Annotated in this window: 15 protein-coding genes; 4 read left to right on the forward strand and 11 right to left on the reverse strand. The window is 69.3% G+C overall.

Features of this window, described 5'->3' with window-relative positions:
* The first annotated feature begins 5 nt into the window (after nucleotides 1-5).
* Together ACZ7L9_RS16250 and ACZ7L9_RS16255 are read left to right on the forward strand one after the other, a co-directional pair.
* Nucleotides 6-308 carry a putative quinol monooxygenase gene (locus ACZ7L9_RS16250; protein WP_471415809.1) on the forward strand — a complete coding sequence of 101 codons (303 nt, stop codon included), beginning with the start codon at nucleotides 6-8 and terminating at the stop codon, nucleotides 306-308.
* Nucleotides 305-1,444 (forward strand): zinc-binding dehydrogenase, encoded by a 1,140-nt coding sequence (locus ACZ7L9_RS16255; protein WP_471415810.1) that lies wholly within the window; start codon nucleotides 305-307, stop codon nucleotides 1,442-1,444. The genes ACZ7L9_RS16250 and ACZ7L9_RS16255 overlap by 4 nt, the downstream gene beginning before the upstream one ends.
* A 74-nt stretch (nucleotides 1,445-1,518) precedes the next feature.
* On the opposite strand, the gene ACZ7L9_RS16260 is transcribed toward ACZ7L9_RS16255, so the two are convergent.
* The 3 genes from ACZ7L9_RS16260 to ACZ7L9_RS16270 form a co-directional block, all read right to left on the reverse strand.
* The gene (locus tag ACZ7L9_RS16260; RefSeq protein ID WP_471415811.1) at nucleotides 1,519-1,944 is read right to left on the reverse strand and encodes a nuclear transport factor 2 family protein; all 426 of its coding nucleotides are present in this window, start codon (nucleotides 1,942-1,944) and stop codon (nucleotides 1,519-1,521) included.
* A 302-nt stretch (nucleotides 1,945-2,246) separates the two neighbouring features.
* A complete protein-coding gene (locus ACZ7L9_RS16265; protein ID WP_471415812.1) occupies nucleotides 2,247-2,825 on the reverse strand; it encodes a dihydrofolate reductase family protein in 579 nt (192 codons plus the stop codon).
* A complete protein-coding gene (locus ACZ7L9_RS16270) occupies nucleotides 2,822-3,499 on the reverse strand; it encodes a class I SAM-dependent methyltransferase (RefSeq protein WP_471415813.1) in 678 nt (225 codons plus the stop codon). Before ACZ7L9_RS16270 ends, ACZ7L9_RS16265 begins: the two co-directional genes overlap by 4 nt.
* 65 nt (nucleotides 3,500-3,564) lie before the next feature.
* On the opposite strand from ACZ7L9_RS16270, the gene ACZ7L9_RS16275 reads away from it, so the two are divergent.
* The gene (locus tag ACZ7L9_RS16275) at nucleotides 3,565-3,960 is read left to right on the forward strand and encodes a hypothetical protein (RefSeq protein WP_471415814.1); all 396 of its coding nucleotides are present in this window, start codon (nucleotides 3,565-3,567) and stop codon (nucleotides 3,958-3,960) included.
* A gap of 66 nt (nucleotides 3,961-4,026) precedes the next feature.
* Here the strand turns inward: ACZ7L9_RS16275 and ACZ7L9_RS16280 are convergent, their stop codons facing one another.
* Nucleotides 4,027-4,542: a DinB family protein gene (locus tag ACZ7L9_RS16280; RefSeq protein WP_471415815.1), complete on the reverse strand. Its 516-nt coding sequence runs from the start codon at nucleotides 4,540-4,542 to the stop codon at nucleotides 4,027-4,029.
* Nucleotides 4,543-4,775: 233 nt separating this feature from the next.
* Here ACZ7L9_RS16280 and ACZ7L9_RS16285 point away from each other — a divergent pair, with 233 nt between their 5' ends.
* Nucleotides 4,776-6,008, forward strand: coding sequence for an MFS transporter (locus ACZ7L9_RS16285; protein WP_471415816.1), 1,233 nt, complete (start codon nucleotides 4,776-4,778; stop codon nucleotides 6,006-6,008).
* On the opposite strand, the gene ACZ7L9_RS16290 is transcribed toward ACZ7L9_RS16285, so the two are convergent.
* The 7 genes from ACZ7L9_RS16290 to ACZ7L9_RS16320 all read right to left on the reverse strand — a co-directional run bounded on the left by ACZ7L9_RS16290 (nucleotide 5,995) and on the right by ACZ7L9_RS16320 (nucleotide 17,492).
* A complete protein-coding gene (locus tag ACZ7L9_RS16290) occupies nucleotides 5,995-6,612 on the reverse strand; it encodes a DUF4097 family beta strand repeat-containing protein (protein ID WP_471415817.1) in 618 nt (205 codons plus the stop codon). The two genes, ACZ7L9_RS16285 and ACZ7L9_RS16290, sit on opposite strands and share 14 nt — an antisense overlap.
* 130 nt (nucleotides 6,613-6,742) lie before the next feature.
* Nucleotides 6,743-10,513: a S8 family serine peptidase gene (locus tag ACZ7L9_RS16295; RefSeq protein ID WP_471415818.1), complete on the reverse strand. Its 3,771-nt coding sequence runs from the start codon at nucleotides 10,511-10,513 to the stop codon at nucleotides 6,743-6,745.
* A 105-nt stretch (nucleotides 10,514-10,618) separates the two neighbouring features.
* Entirely contained in the window at nucleotides 10,619-11,770 is a 1,152-nt protein-coding gene (locus ACZ7L9_RS16300) for an XdhC family protein (RefSeq protein WP_471415819.1), read from the reverse strand.
* A gap of 56 nt (nucleotides 11,771-11,826) precedes the next feature.
* On the reverse strand, nucleotides 11,827-13,278 hold the full coding sequence (locus tag ACZ7L9_RS16305; protein WP_471415820.1) for an NCS2 family permease: 1,452 nt from the start codon (nucleotides 13,276-13,278) through the stop codon (nucleotides 11,827-11,829).
* A 340-nt stretch (nucleotides 13,279-13,618) separates the two neighbouring features.
* The gene (gene pucD, locus ACZ7L9_RS16310) at nucleotides 13,619-16,003 is read right to left on the reverse strand and encodes a xanthine dehydrogenase subunit D (protein ID WP_471415821.1); all 2,385 of its coding nucleotides are present in this window, start codon (nucleotides 16,001-16,003) and stop codon (nucleotides 13,619-13,621) included.
* Nucleotides 16,004-16,005: 2 nt separating this feature from the next.
* On the reverse strand, nucleotides 16,006-16,599 hold the full coding sequence (locus ACZ7L9_RS16315; protein WP_471415822.1) for a (2Fe-2S)-binding protein: 594 nt from the start codon (nucleotides 16,597-16,599) through the stop codon (nucleotides 16,006-16,008).
* 2 nt (nucleotides 16,600-16,601) lie between these two features.
* Nucleotides 16,602-17,492 carry an FAD binding domain-containing protein gene (locus ACZ7L9_RS16320; protein ID WP_471415823.1) on the reverse strand — a complete coding sequence of 297 codons (891 nt, stop codon included), beginning with the start codon at nucleotides 17,490-17,492 and terminating at the stop codon, nucleotides 16,602-16,604.
* Nucleotides 17,493-17,687 lie beyond the last annotated feature (195 nt).

Raw genomic sequence — 17,687 nt, forward strand, 5'->3', positions numbered from 1 at the left:
CCCCCATGACATACGTGGTCGTAGCCCGCTACCGCACCAGGGCCGGCGAGGAGAACACCGTCCTCCCCCTGCTCGACACCATGGCCACCGCCTCCCGCCGGGAGCCGGGCAATCTCGCCTACCGGGTCCACCAGGGCACCGAGGACCCGCGGGCGATCGTGCTGTACGAGGAGTACGGCTCCGAGGCCGACTTCACCGCACACTGCGCCACCCCGCACTTCCAGGAGATCGTGCTCGGCAAGGTCGTCCCGCTGCTGGAGAGCCGCGACGTGCTGCGCTGCGCCCCGCGTCCGGAGGTGCGGGCGTGAAGACCCGTGCGGTGGTGCTGCGCGGGATATCGACGGCCCGCCCCTACTCCGAGACCCGCCCGGTGGAGGTGGAGGAGCTGGAGCTGGGCGCCCCGCGCGAGGGCGAGGTACTGGTCCGTATCGCGGCCGCCTCGCTCTGTCACTCGGACCTCTCGGTGGTCAACGGCGACCGGGTCCGCCCGCTGCCGATGGCGCTCGGCCACGAGGCGGTGGGCGTCGTCCAGGACACCGGACCGGGCGTCAGCCGGGTCTCCCCCGGCGACCATGTGGCCCTGGTCTTCGTGCCGAGCTGCGGCTTCTGCGCCGACTGCGCTGCGGGCCGGCCCGCCCTGTGCGCGCAGGCAGCGGCGACGAACGGATCGGGCGCGCTGCTGCACGGCCCGTCGCTGCTCACCGACGCGTCCGGCAACCGGGTCCACCACCAGCTGGGCGTCTCCGCGTTCTCCGAACACGCGGTGCTGGCCCAGGAGTCGGTGGTCCCGATCCCCAAGGACATCCCGTTCGCCGTCGCCTCGATGTTCGGGTGCGCGGTCCTCACGGGCGCGGGCGCGGTCATCAACACGGCGGCCCTGCGTCCCGGCCAGTCGACGGTGGTTTACGGCCTGGGCGGCGTGGGGCTGTCGGCGGTGCTGGGCGCCCGTGCAGCGGGGGCATACCCGATCGTCGCGGTCGACCCGGTCCAGGAGAAGCGCGAACTGGCTCTCCGACTGGGGGCGACACATGCGTACGGCCCCGACGACGCGGTGCGGCAGGTCCGCGAACTCACCGCCGGCGGCGCCGAGCTGGCGGTGGAGGCGGTGGGCAGCCCCAAGGTCATGGCCGAGTGTCTGAGCGCCGTGGCCCGCGGCGGCAAGGTCGTCTCGGTGGGCCTCCCCGCCCCCGACCGGGTGCTGGAGGTCCCGGCCCTGGCGTTCGCGGGCGAGGGGAAGTCCCTGCTCGGCTCGTACATGGGTGACGCGGTGCCGCGCCGCGACATCCCGAGGTTCCTGGACCTGTGGCGGGCGGGCCTGATGCCGGTGGAGCACATGCACACCGGCACGCTGCCGCTGGCCGACATCAACGCGGCGATGGAGGAGCTGGCCTCGGGCCGGGCGATCCGCCAGGTCATCGACACGTCGGGGATGCTGAACGCCTGACGCGTCGCCCGGAATCCGTTGACGGCGCCCCTGGGCCGCAGGGGCGCCGTCAGTATCCGGGGACATGTGACATGTCATTCGGACCGCTTGTTCGCGCCATTCGCACCGGTGGGCGCATGCCGTACGGCGACCTTGCGACGGTTGATGCGCCACCCCCTCTCACCACGCACGATCACGTCCTCGTACGTCACACTTCCACTCGTACCGTCCGCCTTGATTCCGATCCCTTTGGACCGGGCGCGCACCTGATCGTCACCGACCTCGGTGAGGACGACGTTGGTGACGTGATGACTGACGAGGCCGCGTCGCCCCATCGCCCTGGCCGCGTCCCGGAAGGCCTCCAGCCCGTGCATCGATCCGTGGCCCAGGGCAGAGGCGTCGTAGACGACGTCGGCGGTGAACAGCTCGTCCAGTCGGTCGAGTTCACCGTCATCGACCAGGTGCCATTGCAGGGCGATCAGTTCATTGATGGCCAGGCGGTCCTCGGCTCCGAGTGTCATGCGCCGGTCCTTTCATGAGATCTCGCGACGGTTCGGCAGTTAGAGGAGCTCACAAAATGGGAGTCCGATCAGCTCGCGGCGTCTGGTGCGTGCGATCGCAAGGCGCTGGAAGGTCCTTGGATGGGGTCTCCCCTGCTCTTCAAGAGCTTGGGGAAGGAGCTACTAGGGCGTTTCGGCAACGCAGCGAGCGTGCGTGCCAGGCGTCGCGAGCCGGACGCCCATTTTGTGAGCTCCTCTTATACGGGGAGATCTCCCGTACGGCCCGGCAATGCAGCGGTCCTGCCACCGTGGGCTCGGCGAGTTCATCCCGGTGGAGCAGCCGCCGGGCGTTCGTAGCGCAGGAGCACGACCCCGTTGCCGAAGGAGCGGGTCTCGGCCAGTTGTAGATGTGTCCGGGCATCCGAGGCCGGGAACAGGGGCTTGCCTCGTCCGATGAGGACCGGATGGACGTAGATGCGGTACTCGTCGATCAGGTCGAGCCGCATGAAGGACGCGGCGAGATCGGCACCGCCGAGCGACAGATCTCCGCCGGGCCGGGCCTTGAGAGCCGTGATCTCGTCGACGTCGACCTCCCGCATGATGGTGGTGTTCCAGTCGGCCCGCTCCAGGGTCCGGGAGAACACGATCTTGGGCATGTCCCGCCAGATGGCGGCAAACTCCGCCATGGGTCCGGCACTTGAGGGGTCGGAATCGGCGGTCGGCCAGAAATCAGCCATGAGTTGATGGGTCACACGGCCGTCCAGGAAGCCGCCCATGGTCCTGAGCTGCTCGTTGAAGTGAGTGTGCAGTTCGTCATCGACCAGGTGCCAGTCGATCTCACGGTCCGGTCCCTCGACGAAGCCGTCGAGGGACACCGACATCATCAGGATGATCTTTCTCATCGCAGTCCTCTCTCACAGGAGCCGTCGCGCCATACAAGTGTGTAGCGCCAGAACAGTCGACGCCTGAGCCGCACGCCCGGCAACACCTGACGCGCCTCGCGGACGATGTCGGAGAAGGACATCTCCGCCGCCCGGGTTCTGGCGGTCATCGAGTCGGGGCGGGGCGCGCTGCGCCCCTTGTTCTTGATCCAGCCCATGGCGGCATTCAGTGGAATCGAGGTGCAGCTCAGCAGGTGATCACCGAGGGTCGTCTCCCGGGAGAGGCCGACCACCACCAGTGTTCCGCCTGGTGCCAGATGCTCACGGAAATGGGTGAGAGCATCGGTGAACGGCAGATGGTGGACGGTGGCGACGCAGGTGATGATGTCGTACGGGCCGGGCGGTATCCCAGCGGGCGCGTCCGCGACGGTGAAGGTCACCGGAGCGGCCTGGGCGGTCAGTTCACGGGCCCGGGACACGATATCGGGGTCGGAGTCGATTCCGTGCACCGCCTTGGCCCGTGTCGCCAGGAGCCGGGCCAGTTCTCCGCTGCCGGAGCCGACGTCCAGGGCGCTGTCGCACCTGCCGGGGAGCCGGCGCAGGATCCACGGGTGGTAGTGGGTGTTGTGGTCCCAGGGGTGGGCGGCGTTGAAGCGATCGAGGACCTGGAAGACTCGGTGCAGCAGGTTCTTCATGCCCTGATTCCAGCACACCGGTATGTCGACCGGTTGGTGGCCGGGGCTCGGCGAGGAGACTCGGTGTGAGAGTCGGTACGGCCCGAGCGGCCGCTGTGCGGTGGGTCAACGAGCACGCCCGGCCCGGTTCCGGCTTCCGCGGCGCCTACTTCAGCGGCTCGACGGTCGGTCTGCCGGACGACGCCGAGCTGTCCCCCTTCTCCGACATGGACATCGTCGTCGTCACCGCCGAGGCACGGCCGATCGCCATCGACGGAAGCCGGCACCTCATCGAGCGCGGCGACCACCGCGAAGCCGTCTTCTGGATCACCGCGACGTTCGCCCGATGTCACACCGTCCTGGCCACGGACGGCCCCGACCAGCACCTCGCCCGCCTCCCGGCATTCCGGGAGGCCGTCGCCGACCTCGCCGTCACCTCCACCGGTGACCTTCTCCACCGTGCCGAGGAGGTCATCGGCTGAGGCAGACCGCCGAGGAAATCCTGGCGGCCAATGCCGACATCATCGGATGAGGGGGCGGAAACCGGGTCAGTAGTAGCCCGTCTCGCCGTCCAGGATCTCCCTGATGGCGTCCAGATGGCCCGCGTGCCGGGCGGTCTCCTCGATCATGTGGAACATGATCCAGCGCACGCTCGCAGCCGAGGCGCCGAAGTCCGGGTGCCGGCCCACGTCGTCGAGCGACTTCGATGCAACGATCTCGTTCGAGACCGCGATCTGCCGGTCGTAGTTGTCGAGGAGCTCGGCAAGCGGCACACCTTCGACCATCATGTCGGCATCCTCGGGCCCGTCGAACTGGGGCCCCACGGCCGGGCGGCCCAGCAGGACGACCTCGTACCAGAGGTGCTCGACCCATCGAAGGTGTGACATGACGCCCGCCACCGTCATATGGGGCGAGGACGGCAGGACGGACCGATGGGCGTCGGTCTCGGAAAGTCCTTCGCACTTCCAGCGGGCGACCGCCCGCTGCATGTCGAGCCAGCCGACGAGCTGAGTCCGCTCGTCCGCGTCGTAGGGAGGGCGATTACGGGAAGGGAAAGGTGACATGGGCGCCGAGGCTACTCGATGCACTGTCACACCTCACAGCGATATTCGGTCGCTGCGGCCCTGAAGCGACCCTCCACAACACGTTTCACACCCTGATAAGTTGGCCGGCATGTTTCTCTCCCGTGCGTAGGACCCCCTACTGACCGCACCCCCGTCCCACCGGGTGCGGCACTTCGGTGTCCCCGCATGCCCGCAGCGCCGTGTGCCGCGCTGCCCTCACGAGGAACGTCCTCATGCTTTCGCCGTCACCCGCGCCCTCGCGCACGCCTTCGTATGCCACCGTCCTGCGTACCCGACACGCCTCCCGCACCTTCGGTGCCGCTCTGTTGGGGCGGCTCTCGTACGGGATGGTCTCCCTCTCCCTGATGCTGGCGGTGAAGGACGCCACCGGCTCGTACTCCGTGGCGGGCGCCGTCATGGCTCTGTTCGGGGCGACCAGTGTCTTCCTCTCCCCCGCCCGTGCCGCGCTGATCGACCGGTACGGGCCGCGGCGGGCACTGCCACCGATGGCCGGTGTCTACGCCGCGCTGCTCGCCGCCCTGGCCTACGTCACCTGGCGGCCGGGGGCTTCCTCGCTCCTGCTGGGGGCACTTGCCGTGACGGCAGGCGCCTGCACCCCGCCGCTGGGACCGGTGATGCGGACCCTGTGGAGCAGTCTCGTTCCCGACCGTGAGCTGTTGCAGCGCGCGTACAGCCTGGACGGTGTCGCCGAGGAGCTGCTGTTCGTCACCGGGCCGTTGCTCGTGGGTCTGGTCACGAGGTTCACCGACCCCGCAGCAGGTGTCGCGATCAGTGCCGCACTCGTGCTGGTGGGCGCGCCGGCATTGGTGTCCTCACCCGCGGTGCGCGGTATCGGCGCGCCACCGTCGACGGAGAAGGCCGCTGCGTCACAGGACACGCCCCGCAGACAGCGGTTGCTCGGCATCGTCGGATTGCGGCACGCCGCGCTCGTGGCAGCTGCCGTGGGGTTGTGTCTGGGGGCGCTGGATCTGCTGGTGGTGGCGTTCACCGAGCAGCATCACCGGGGCGCGGCGGTGGCGTGGGTGCTGGCCGCACTCTCTGCCGGGAGCGCGGTGGGTGGGCTCGCCTACGGTGCCGTCTCATGGCGTGCGCCGAACCGGGTGCGGCTGCCGGTGCCGGCCGCCGGTCTCGGTGTGGCGGTGATCGTGGCCGGGATGTCGCCCCATGTGTATGTACTGGTCGCGATGGTGACGGCCGCCGGGGTCTTCGTCGCCCCGGCCCTGACCACCGCGTATCTCGTCGCGGACGAGTCCGTGGGCGCGGACAGCCGCACACAGGCGGGTGCATGGGTGAACACCGCGGTCAATGCCGGGTCCTCGGCGGGCACCGCGGCAGTGGGCCTGCTGGTGGACCGTCTGCCGCCGGCCGTCTGTTTCGCGGTCGCGGCGCTCCCTGCGCTGCTGTGTGCGGCTGCGGTGGGACGCGGCGCGTTCAGCCGTTCCTGACCGTGATGGAACCGTTGGCGGTGGCCAGATCGATCTTGTGGTCGCCCGCCGGGTCATTGGGGATGCCGATGTCCTTGTGACCGTGGTGGGTGCTGGCGGCGACCACGTATCGACCCGCCGGCGCAGTGACGACGATGGCCCCGTTGGATGTCCTGGCCCCGACATCCTGGGGGTTCACCGGGATCAGTTCGATCCGGCCGTTGGAGGTCTTGGCCCGGACGGGACCGGCCAGCCCGCGCCCCTCGATCCGGCCGTTGGAGGTGTGCACATCGGCCGGGCCGGTCACTCCGTCCAACTCGATCCGTCCGGAGTGTGTGGTGACGTTCACCGGCCTCACTCGGGTCAGGACCACGGATCCGGACGAGGTCCGGCCGGAGACCGGGAGGCCCTCGGGCACCTCGACGGCGTAGGACACCGAGCACTGGCTGCCGCAGCCGCTCAGCACCAGGACGCCGTTCTCGACCCGGTGCGACGCGCCTTCGGGCTTGTCCCTCCGATAGCGGACCGAGCGGTGCAGGGACACGTCGGCGGCTTTCGCCAAGCCCCGCAGATTCACCCGGCCGGAGCCGAGATCCAGCCTGACGGAGGTGATCTTCTGCGGCACATGGGCGTCATCTTCGAAGGTGTTCCAGTCGTCGTCACTTTCATTTCCGGAGCCGCGCCAGTCGACAGAAGAGGCGGCCGTACACCCCGATCAAGGGTGCACGGCCGCCTCACGTACGCACCCCAGAAGGTCACTTCAGGCCGAACGCCCGGATGATCTCCTGATCGATGCCGAGCCCGTCCCCGGCCTCGGAGTGCGCCTTGATCGAGACGAAGCCGCCGGCCTTCTTCGGCGTCTTGAACCGGGCGGTCCAGCTGCCCTCGGAAGTCTTGGTCAGCTCCACGGCGTTCCAGTTCTTGCCGTCGTCGTAGCTGACCGACAGCGACGCCTTATGCGCCTTCACGGCACCCTCCAGCCACTCCTGCGTACCGGAGGTGAGACCGATCTCCGTCCACCCGCCGGCCTCGACGTCACCGGCAAGGTCGGTGTCGACCTTGTAGTCCAGCTGCAGCAACGGCAAGTCGGCCTGGTAGGGGCCGTTCTCGTCCATGGCACCCGAGACGAAGTTCCACTCGGTGTGGGTGCGCGTGGAGGTCTTCCACACGTCTGCGTCCCGGGTGGCGTCGAGCACGAAGCGATACGGCAGCTTCTCGGCGGACACGTCCCAGGCGAAGCCGGCCCGGCCCTTGACCTTCTTGATCAGCGTGTCGCCCTGGTAGAACGCGGTGCTGGTGGTGTCGTACTCGTCCTCCGGCATGGCGCCCGAGTGGCCCGCGCCCGAGTCGGTCCACGGAGTGAAGTTGAACTGGATGTCGTTGTAGACGGAGCGGAACGGACCCCAGTAGCCGGTGCCCAGACGCGGGCGGGAGATCGGTGCGAACCACTGTGCGGAGTAGGTGCGGCCCGCCTTGTAGTCCAGGTCGCCGCTGCGCATCTCGTGCGCGGATCCCGTCTCGGCGGAGTCGAGGACCGAGTGGTTCTCGTACCAGAAGGAGGCGCCGGGAAGTGGGTTGACCCACTCCTCGCGGGTGCCGGGGAACTTCTCGTACTCCTCGAAGCCGAGACCCGGGCCGTAATCCGGGATGTCGTAGCGGAAGCCCCCGCCGAGCACGTCCTTGTGACCGTAGAAGGTGTTCTCCACCTTCGCCAGCTGACCGGTCGACGGAGCGAACGCCAGCGAGCGGTCCGGGACGACGCCGTCGTGGCGGTCGACCAGGTCGTACACGTAGCCGGCGAAGCGACGCTGATCGATCGTCAGCTTCTTATCGCGCTGGACGGACTTGATCAGGTCCTCGCCCGCCAGGCGCTGGACCGAGGCGACCGGGATGGTGCCCTTGGTCCCGTAGGGGGTGTAGCTCTCCATCAGGACGCCATCGCCGTCGTTGACGACGAACAGTGCCTCGGCGCCCGCGGCCACCGCGTTGGCGAGCCGGTCGGCGGGAGCGACCGCATCACTGCTGCGGATGACGACGGCCTTGCCCTTGACGTTCAGACCCTCGTAGTCGGACACGGCGCCGTGGCCCGCGAAGACGCCGGCCAGCTTCTTCTCACCGTCCTCGGCGATGGCCGCACCACCTTGCGGGAAGACCGGCACATCACGGCCCTCGGCCGACACATCCAGCTGCTTCTCGCCCTGCCGCCAGCGGGTCAGGAAGGAGAAGCTGCCCTGCGTGACCTTCTTGGTGGGGCCGGCCCACAGCTGGTCGTAGGTCAACGGGATCTGGTACGCGTCGCGCTGGACCGTGCCGTCCGGTGCGGTACGTGCCATGTCCCATCGCAGCTGTCGGGTCTCGGTCTCCTTCGGGGTCCGCACACTGACCTTGTGGGCCTTGGACGCGTCGAGGGTGACCGTGGTCGCCTTGTCGAGGATCGTCTCGGGGGCCGCGAGGAATGCGAGGGCCTTCGAGTCGGCGCGGTCGCCTGCGATGTCCGCGAAGGTCCAGGCGGTGTAGTTGCCCGGCGGCAGCCGCAGCGTGGACTCGCCCGACACCTGGACGATCCCCAGGTTCGGGTCGCCGAGCTCGCCGAGGACGACCACGCCGTCCATCGGCTTGCCGGCGCGGTCACGGAGCCTGAGCGTCAGGTCGTACAGCTCCTGCTCCTTGCTCAGGGCGAAGCCGGTGTGCGCGACGACGGTGCCCGCCGCGTCCTTGGCGATGACCTGACCGGAGAACCGGGTGTCGTTCGCGACCTCCGACGGATCCAGCGAGAGCACGGCATCGGCGGTGGAACCGGCCGGGACGGTCAGCTGCTTCGTCGACAGGGTGTAGGCCTCGGCGTCCGTGTCCGTGGCCAGGTCGAGGGTGACATCCTTCGTACCGGTGTTGCGGTACGTGATGGTCCGCTGGGCGACCGGGTCGGGCGCGGAGTGCGGCCAGTCGTAGGAGGCGACCGCGACGGAGCCGGTGGCCTCGATGGTGGTGTCGACGGCCGCCTTCACATCGAGCCGACCGGTGCCCTGCTCGTACGGGGTGTACGCGTCGAGCTTCTTCGACGAGCTCATCAACGCGTCCTTGATCCGCTGGCCGGACCAGTCTGGATGACGTTGCTTCAGGATGGCTGCGGCGCCCGCGACATGCGGGGTCGCCATCGATGTACCCGACATCGTCCGGTACATCCCGCTGACGCCCGGGACCGCCTGCGAGGCGGCAGCGTTGATGTCCACACCCGGTGCGGACAGGTCGGGCTTCAGACCGTAGGATCTCACCAGCGGGCCCATCGAGGAGAAGTCCGCGCGGTTGTCCTTCTTGTCGACGGCGGCAACGGTGAGTGCCTTCTCCGCCGAGCCGGGCGAGCCGATGGTGCCCGCGCCGTACGCGTTGCCCGCGGCGATCACGAACAGCGGCCCGCCGTCGGCGGAGAGCGCGTCGACGGCCTGGGACATCGGGTCGGAGCCGTCGTCCGGGATGCTGGAGCCGAGGCTCATGGAGACTACGTCGGCGCCTTCGGCCTTCGCCCACTCCATGGCTTCGATGATCCCGGAGTCCTCGCCGGAGCCCTCGTTGCTGAGCACCTTGCCGATGATCAGGTCGGCACCCGGGGCGACGCCCTTGTTGACGCCCTCCGAGGCGGCGCCGGAGCCCGCGATCGTGGAGGCGACGTGCGAACCGTGGCCGTGCTTGTCGAGGACCTCCTCGCCCGGCACGAAGCTCTTCGTTTCGAGAATGCGGTCCCTGACGTCCGGGTGGGTCGCGTCGATTCCGGTGTCCAGGACTGCGACCTTGGAGCCCTTGCCGTCGTAGCCCTCGGCCCACGCCTGCGGGGCGTTGACCTGCGGCACGGAGTCCTTGAGCGCGGCCTCCACCCGGCCGTCGAGCCAGAGCTTGGCGATGCCGTTGTCCAGCGAACGGGCTGTGGAGGTACGGGCGATGTCGTTCCAGAAGGCCCGCGCGGTGTCCTTCCCGGCCTTCAGCGCGGCGCCGTGGATGCTCTCCAGGGTGCGGGTCTTCTTCGCGCCACGAGGGGCGACGGGCAGTGAACGGCCCCGGCTCGCCGTGTAGGTGGCGATCAGCGGAATGCCGCCCGACTTCTTGTCGTCGTACCCCATCTTGGCCAGAGCCGAGACGTTGAACAGCCGACGGTCCAACTTGCCCGCTGCGAGAAGGGTGTTGGCCTCGTCGGGCAGGACGTACAGATCGTCACCGGCCTGCTGGACATGCACGCCGCCGACCGCTCCGTCGGGGCGGTCCACGGTGACGGTGTCCTGCTTGCCGACACCGTCCGAGTAGTGCACGACATCACCCGTGAGCAGGGTGATGTCGTACTCCTTGACGGGGGTGGCGGCCTGGCGGTCGACGGGCCTGGACCGACCTGCGGCGGCGGAGGCGGAGGCGGAGGCGGAGCCCGCTGCGGGCAGCAGTGCGCCACTCACCAGGGCGACCGAAGTCGCTATGAGCAGAGCCCTGCGTCCCGCACGAGCGGATCTCGCCCGGCCGGATGCGGAGGAGGTCGTGAATGTCATGCGGCAGGTCTAAAGGCAAAACCGAAACCACGGTTGAGTCCATACCTGGCGTGAAGCCGCCGTGGCGGCAACCCGCCCACGCACAAGCCTGGTTCACGGGACGGTTCAGGCCACGGACGTGATCGATCCGGTCGACGGCCCGCCACCCTCGTGATGGATCGGCGTGTGCGCGCCCTTGAGCGGTACCCCGCTGCCGCCGCGCCGGTCGGCGACGATTTCGGCGGCGATCGACAGTGCGGTCTCCTCGGGGGTACGGGCGCCGAGGTCGAGACCGATCGGCGAGTGCAGCCCGGCCAGTTCCAGATCCGTGACGCCGACCTCGCGCAGCCGGTCGTTGCGCTCCAAGTGGGTGCGGCGCGAGCCCATCGCTCCGACGTACGCCACCGGCAGCCTCAACGCCAGTTCCAGCAGCGGGACATCGAACTTGGCGTCGTGGGTGAGGACGCACAGGACGGTGCGCGCGTCGACGTCGGTCGCTGCGAGATAGCGATGCGGCCAGTCGACGACCAGTTCGTCGGCCTCCGGGAAACGGGCCTTCGTCGCGAAGACGGGCCGTGCGTCGCACAAGGTGACGTGGTACCCGAGAAACTTTCCGGCCCGGACCAGCGCGGACGCGAAGTCGATCGCCCCGAAGACGATCATCCGGGGCGGCGGAACGCTCGATTCGACGAGCAGGGTGAGTGGTTGCCCGCAGCGCGAGCCGTCGGCGCCGATGGTGACGGAGCCGGTGCGGCCCGCGTCCAGCATCGCGCGGGCGTCGGCCGCCGCGGTGCGGTCCAGCTCCGGATGTCCGCCGAGCCCGCCCTCGTACGAGCCGTCGGGGTGGACGAGCAGGGGGCGGCCGAGGAGCTCCGCGGGCCCGTCGGTGATCCTGGCGACCGCCGCCGCCTCCCCCCGAGCGGCGGCGGCGAGCGCGGCGGCGAACACCGTCCGCGCGGGGTCGTCCGCACGGACCGGTGTGACCAGGATGTCGATGACGCCGCCGCAGGTCAGCCCGACCGCAAAGGCGTCCTCGTCGCTGTAGCCGAACCGCTCCGGGACGGTCCTGCCGTCGTCGAGGGCCTGTCGGCACAGCTCGTACACCGCGCCCTCCACACACCCGCCGGAGACCGATCCGATCGCCTCGCCGTCGCGGTCGACGGCGAGGGCGGCTCCCGGCTGCCGGGGCGCGCTCCCGCCGACCGCCACGACGGTGGCCACGGCGAAGTCGCGTCCCTGCTCGACCCACCGGTTGAGCTCTTCGGCGATGTCCAGCATGGCGTTCTCCTTCTACGGGGGTGCGGAGGGACGGGCCGATCCCGTTACGGGCGGACCTACTTGGCCCCGATCCAACTCTCGATCGGGCTGAGCGCGAAGTACACGACGAACACACCGGCCAGCACCCACATGAACGCGCCGACCTCACGGAATCTGCCCTGCGCCGCCTTGATCGCGACGAAGGAGATCACTCCGGCGCCGACACCGGCGGTGATGGAGTACGTGAACGGCATCAGGGCGACCGTCAGGAAGACCGGCACCGCGACGGAGCGGTCGCTCCAGTCGACGTGGCGGGCATTCTGCATCATCATCGCGCCGATGACGACCAGCGCGGCGGCCGCGATCGGCCCCGGCACGATCTGGGCGAGCGGGGTGAAGAACACTCCGGCGGCGAAGAGTACACCGGTGACGACGGCGGACAGACCCGTGCGGGCCCCCTCGCCGACGCCGGTCGCCGACTCGATGAAGACGGTCTGGCCGGAGGCTCCGGAGACGCCGCCGATCGCCCCGCCCGCGCCGTCGATGAACAGCGCCTTGGACAGGCCGGGCATCCGGCCCCTGCTGTCGGCGAGCCCGGCCTCCGTACCGACGCCGATGATGGTCGCCATGGCGTCGAAGAAGCCGGCCAGCACCAGAGTGAAGACGATCATGCCTACGGTCATGACGCCGATGTCGCCCCAGCCGCCGAACTCGACATGGCCGAAGAGCCCGAAGTCTGGCATCGAGACGGCGCTGCCCTGCAGTTCGGGTGCGCTGCCGCCCCACGCCTTGGGGCTGATGTCGCCGACGGCGTTGACGATGACGGCGAGGACGGTGCCGACGACGATGCCGATCAGGATCGCGCCGGGCACATTGCGGGCCTGCAGCATGAAGATGAGCAGCAGGGTGACGCAGAAGAGCAGTACGGGCCAGCCGGAGAGCTGCCCGCCCACGCCGAGCGTGACCGGGGCGCCCTTGCCGACGAAGCCGGCGTTGACCAGGCCGATCAGCGCGATGAACATGCCGATGCCGATGGTGATGCCGTGCTTCAGGGCCAGCGGTATCGCGTTCATGATGATCTCGCGCAGCCCGGTGACGACCAGCAGCACGATCACCACGCCGTACATCACACACATGCCCATGGCCTGCGGCCACGTCATGTGGGGCGCCACCTGGGTGGCGAGCACGCCGGAGACGGAGAGTCCCGCGGCGAGAGCGAGGGGCACCTTGCCGATGAAGCCCATCAGCAGGGTGGAGACGGCGGCCGCGAGCGCGGTCGCCGTGATCAGCCCGGCGTGGCTGAGCCGGTGGCCCGCCGCGTCCGGTCCGGACAGCAGGAGCGGGTTGAGCAGAAGGATGTAACACATCGCCATGAAGGTCGTGATGCCACCGCGCACTTCGCGTGCGACGGTCGAGTCACGTTCGGAGATGTGGAAGTACCGGTCGAGCCAGGATCTTCCTGCGGGGATGCGCGAGCCGGAGCCCGCGTCCTCCGCGATGGTCCCGGGCTCCACTGACTGCTGGGTCATGATGCCTGACTCCCAAGGTTCACAGGGGCACCCGCGATGAAGAATCGATATGCGGGATTTGGGATGACTGCGCCGGCGGCACGACCCGGGGGACGGCCCGAGACGAACTGTGCGTGCAGAGTGGAATGTGCTGGCACTACGGAACTGCGGGACTGTGTCGTCACCGCTGGACTGCGGACTGCTTCGTCACCGCTGCCAACTGCGCTGCTGCGGGACTACTCGTTGCGCCGACAGCCGTGAAGCGGTGAGCCCCTCTGAGTGCTCCGGGCGGTGCGGGCAGCGGAAGTGTGACGTTCCTGGGAAGCACGCACCGCCCGGAGGGTTCTGGAGGAGCCGGGACTCAGGTGCCCGTGAGGTGCTCGGGGCGTACCGGAGTCCTGTTGAGCTCCAGGCCCGTCGCGTTCCGGATCGCCGCGAGGACGGCCGGGGTCGACGACAGGGTGGGGGCCTCACCGATGCCGCGGAGCCCGTACGGGGCGTGATCGTCGGCGAGTTCGAGCACATCGACCGGGATGGTCGGGGTGTCGAGGATGGTGGGGATCAGGTAGTCCGTGAAGGACGGGTTGCGCACCTTCGCGGTCTTCGGGTCGACGATGATCTCCTCCATGACCGCCACGCCCAGGCCCTGGGTGGTGCCGCCCTGGATCTGTCCTTCGACGGACAGCGGGTTGAGGGCCTTGCCGACGTCCTGGGCGCAGGCCAGTTCGATGACCTTGACCAGGCCGAGTTCGGTGTCGACCTCGACGACCGCGCGGTGGGCGGCGAAGGAGTACTGGACGTGGCCGTTGCCCTGTCCGGTACGGAGGTCGAACGCCTCGGTGGGCCGGTGGCGCCACTCCAGTTCGATGTCGACCGCTTCGTCCTCCAGTACGTCGACCAGATCGGCCAGCACTTCGCCGCCGTCGGTGACGACCTTGCCGCCCTCCAGGAGCAGTTCGGCGGTGGCCCAGGCGGGGTGGTACGTACCGAACTTGCGGCGGCCCATCTCCAGGACCTTCTCGCGGACGGCCTCGCAGGAGTGCTTCACGGCGCCACCGGTGACATAGGTCTGCCGGGAGGCGGAGGTGGAGCCGGCGGAGCCGACCTGGGTGTCGGCCGGGCGGATGGTGACCTGGGTGACGCCGAGTTCGGTACGGGCGATCTGGGCGTGGACGGTGACGCCGCCCTGCCCGACCTCGGCCATGGCGGTGTGCACGGTCGCGACGGGTTCGCCGGCGACGACCTCCATGCGCACTCGGGCGGTGGAGTAGTCGTCGAAACCTTCGGAGAAGCCGACGTTCTTGATCCCGACCGCGTAGCCGATGCCGCGTACGACGCCTTCGCCATGGGTGGTGTTGGAGAGTCCGCCGGGCAGGGCCCGTACATCGGGCTGCTCACCGGCCACCTCCCACTGGCGCTCGGGCGGCAGCGGCCTGGCCTTGACCCGGCGCAGCAGCTCGGCGACCGGGGCCGGCGAGTCGACGACCTGTCCGGTCGGCAGGACGCTGCCCTGTTCCATGGCGTTGAGCTGCCTGAACTCGACCGGGTCCATGCCGAGTTCGGCGGCGAGCTTGTCCATCTGGGCCTCGTAGGCGAAGCAGGCCTGGACCGCGCCGAAGCCGCGCATGGCGCCGCACGGCGGGTTGTTGGTGTAGAGCGCGATGGCCTCGATGTCGACGTCGTCGACGACGTACGGGCCGACGCCGAGCGAGGAGGCGTTGCCGACGACGGCCGGGGAGGCGGAGGCGTAGGCTCCGCCGTCCAGCACGATGCGACATTTCATATGGGTCAGCTTGCCGTCACGGGTGGCGCCGTGCTCGTACCAGAGCTTGGCGGGGTGACGGTGCACATGCCCGAAGAAGGACTCGAACCGGTTGTAGACGATCTTGACCGGCTTGCCGGTGCGCAGGGCGAGCAGGCAGGCGTGGATCTGCATCGACAGGTCCTCGCGACCGCCGAAGGCGCCGCCGACTCCGGAGAGCGTCATGCGGACCTTGTCCTCCGGCAGGCCGAGGACGGGAGCGATCTGGCGCAGGTCGGAGTGGAGCCACTGGGTGGCGACGTACAGGTCGACGCCGCCGTCCTCGGCGGGCACGGCCAGACCGGACTCGGGACCGAGGAAGGCCTGGTCCTGCATGCCGAAGACGTACTCACCGCTGACCACGACATCGGCGCGGGCCGCCGCCGCGTCCGCGTCGCCGCGGACGATGGGCTGGCGGTGGACGATGTTGGGGTGCGGTACGTGCCCCGCGTGGTGGTCTTTGCGACCCTCGTGGATGAGAGGGGCGCCGGGGGCGGTGGCGGAGGCCTCGTCGGTGACGACGGGCAGCTCGCGGTAGTCGATCCTGATCTTCGCGGCTGCGCGCCGGGCCGTCTCGGGGTGGTCGGCGGCGACGAGCGCCACCGGTTCGCCGTGGTGGCGGACCTTGCCGTGGGCGAGGACCGGGGTGTCCTGGATCTCCAGCCCGTAGTTCTTCACCGAGGTCGGCAGGTCGTCGTAGGTGAGTACGGCGTACACGCCGGGGGTGGCGAGCGCTTCCGAGGTGTCGATGGAGACGATCTCGGCGTGCGCGACCGTGGAGCGCAGCGTGTGGCCCCAGAGCATGTCCTCGTGCCACATGTCGGAGGAGTACGCGAACTCGCCGGTGACCTTCAGGATGCCGTCGGGGCGGAGCGTGGACTCGCCGATGCCGCCCTTGGTACGGGTGCCCTGGTTGATGCTGGTGGGGTTGCCGGTAACGCCCATCGTCAGACCGTTTCTTCCGCGCGGGCGGCCGCCAGGCGGACCGCGTCGAGGATCTTCTCGTAGCCGGTGCAGCGGCAGAGGTTGCCGGAGAGCGCTTCGCGGATGTCCGCGTCGGACGGCTCCGGGTTGCGTTCGAGCAGTTCGTCCGCGGCGACCAGCAGGCCGGGGGTGCAGAAGCCGCACTGGACGGCGCCGGCGTCGATGAACGCCTGCTGGATCGGGGAGAGTTCACCGGTGTCCCGGCTCTCCTCGCCGGCCGGCTCGGCTTCCCACCGGCGGGCCTTGTCGAGTGCGGTGCCACACGCGCCGGAGGCGCAGCCACTGCCGGGGTGTGCCTGGGAGCGGTGGGCGGCGAAGTCCGCGAGGCCCTCTACGGTGACGACCTCGCGGCCCTCCACCTGGCCTGCCGCGACCAGGCAGGAGCAGACCGGGACACCGTCCAGACGGACGGTGCACGATCCGCACTCGCCCTGCTCGCAGGCGTTCTTCGAGCCGGGCAGGCCCATCCGTTCACGCAGCACGTAGAGAAGGGACTCGCCCTCCCAGACGTCGTCCGCCTCGTGCCTGCGTCCGTTGACCGTGAAATTGACGCGCATGATCAGGCAGCTCCTTCGGTGCTGCGGCCGTTGCCGCGGTACGACTCCCAGGTCCAGCCGAGGGTGCGGCGGGCCATGATCCCGACCGCGTGCCTGCGATAGCTCGCGGTGCCGCGCACATCGTCGATCGGGTTGCAGGCACCGGCGGCGAGCGCGGCGAACTGCGAGGCGATGGACGGGGTGATGATCGTGCGGCTGTCCCAGAAACCGCCCTCTTCGAGCGCGGCGTTCAGGAATTCCTCGGCCGCCTTCGCCCGTACGGGCGTGGGGGCGGCCGAGCCGATGCCGGTGCGCACCGTGCGGGTCTCGGGGTGCAGGGCCAGGCCGAAGGCGCAGACCGCGATGACCATCGCGTTGCGGGTGCCGACCTTGGAGAACTGCTGCGGCCCGTCGGCCTTCTTGATGTGCACGGCCCGGATCAGCTCGTCCGGTTCGAGGGCGTTGCGCTTTACGCCGGTGTAGAAGGCGTCGATCGGGATCATCCTTGTCCCGCGGACGGATTCCGCCTCGACCTCGGCGCCCGCGGCGAGCAACGCCGGGTGGGCGTCTCCGGCGGGCGATGCGGTGCCCAGGTTGCCGCCGACGCCACCGCGGTTGCGGATCTGCGGCGAGGCGACGGTGTGCGAGGCGAGCGCCAGTCCGGGCAGCTCGGCGCGCAGGTGCTCCATGATGTGGCTGTAGGGAACGGAGGCGCCGAGCCGTACGCTCTCCTGGCCCACCTCCCATTCGGACAGTTCTCCGATGCGGTTCAGGTCCAGGAGGTAGTCGGGCCGCCGGTGGTCGAAGTTGATCTCGACCATCACATCGGTGCCTCCCGCAATGGGCACAGCCGTGGGGTGCTCGGCCTTGGCGGCGAGCGCCTCCTCCCAGCTGGCGGGGCGAAGGAAGTCCATGAGTGGCTCTCTTCTTCTCGATCGAGTCGTTCGCTGGGTCTGGGGACGGCCGGCCCTCGACTGGTCGCTCATGTGTTGTTGACGCGGTGTGGGGCTCAGTACACAAGCCGTGCTCCACCTGGTGCAGTCACCGAAACCATGAAGGAGTTGGCCGCTCGATCACCTCGTCTTGTAGATTCGAACGAATGGCGGTGG

The organism is Streptomyces sp. NPDC111516 (genome assembly GCF_055635345.1).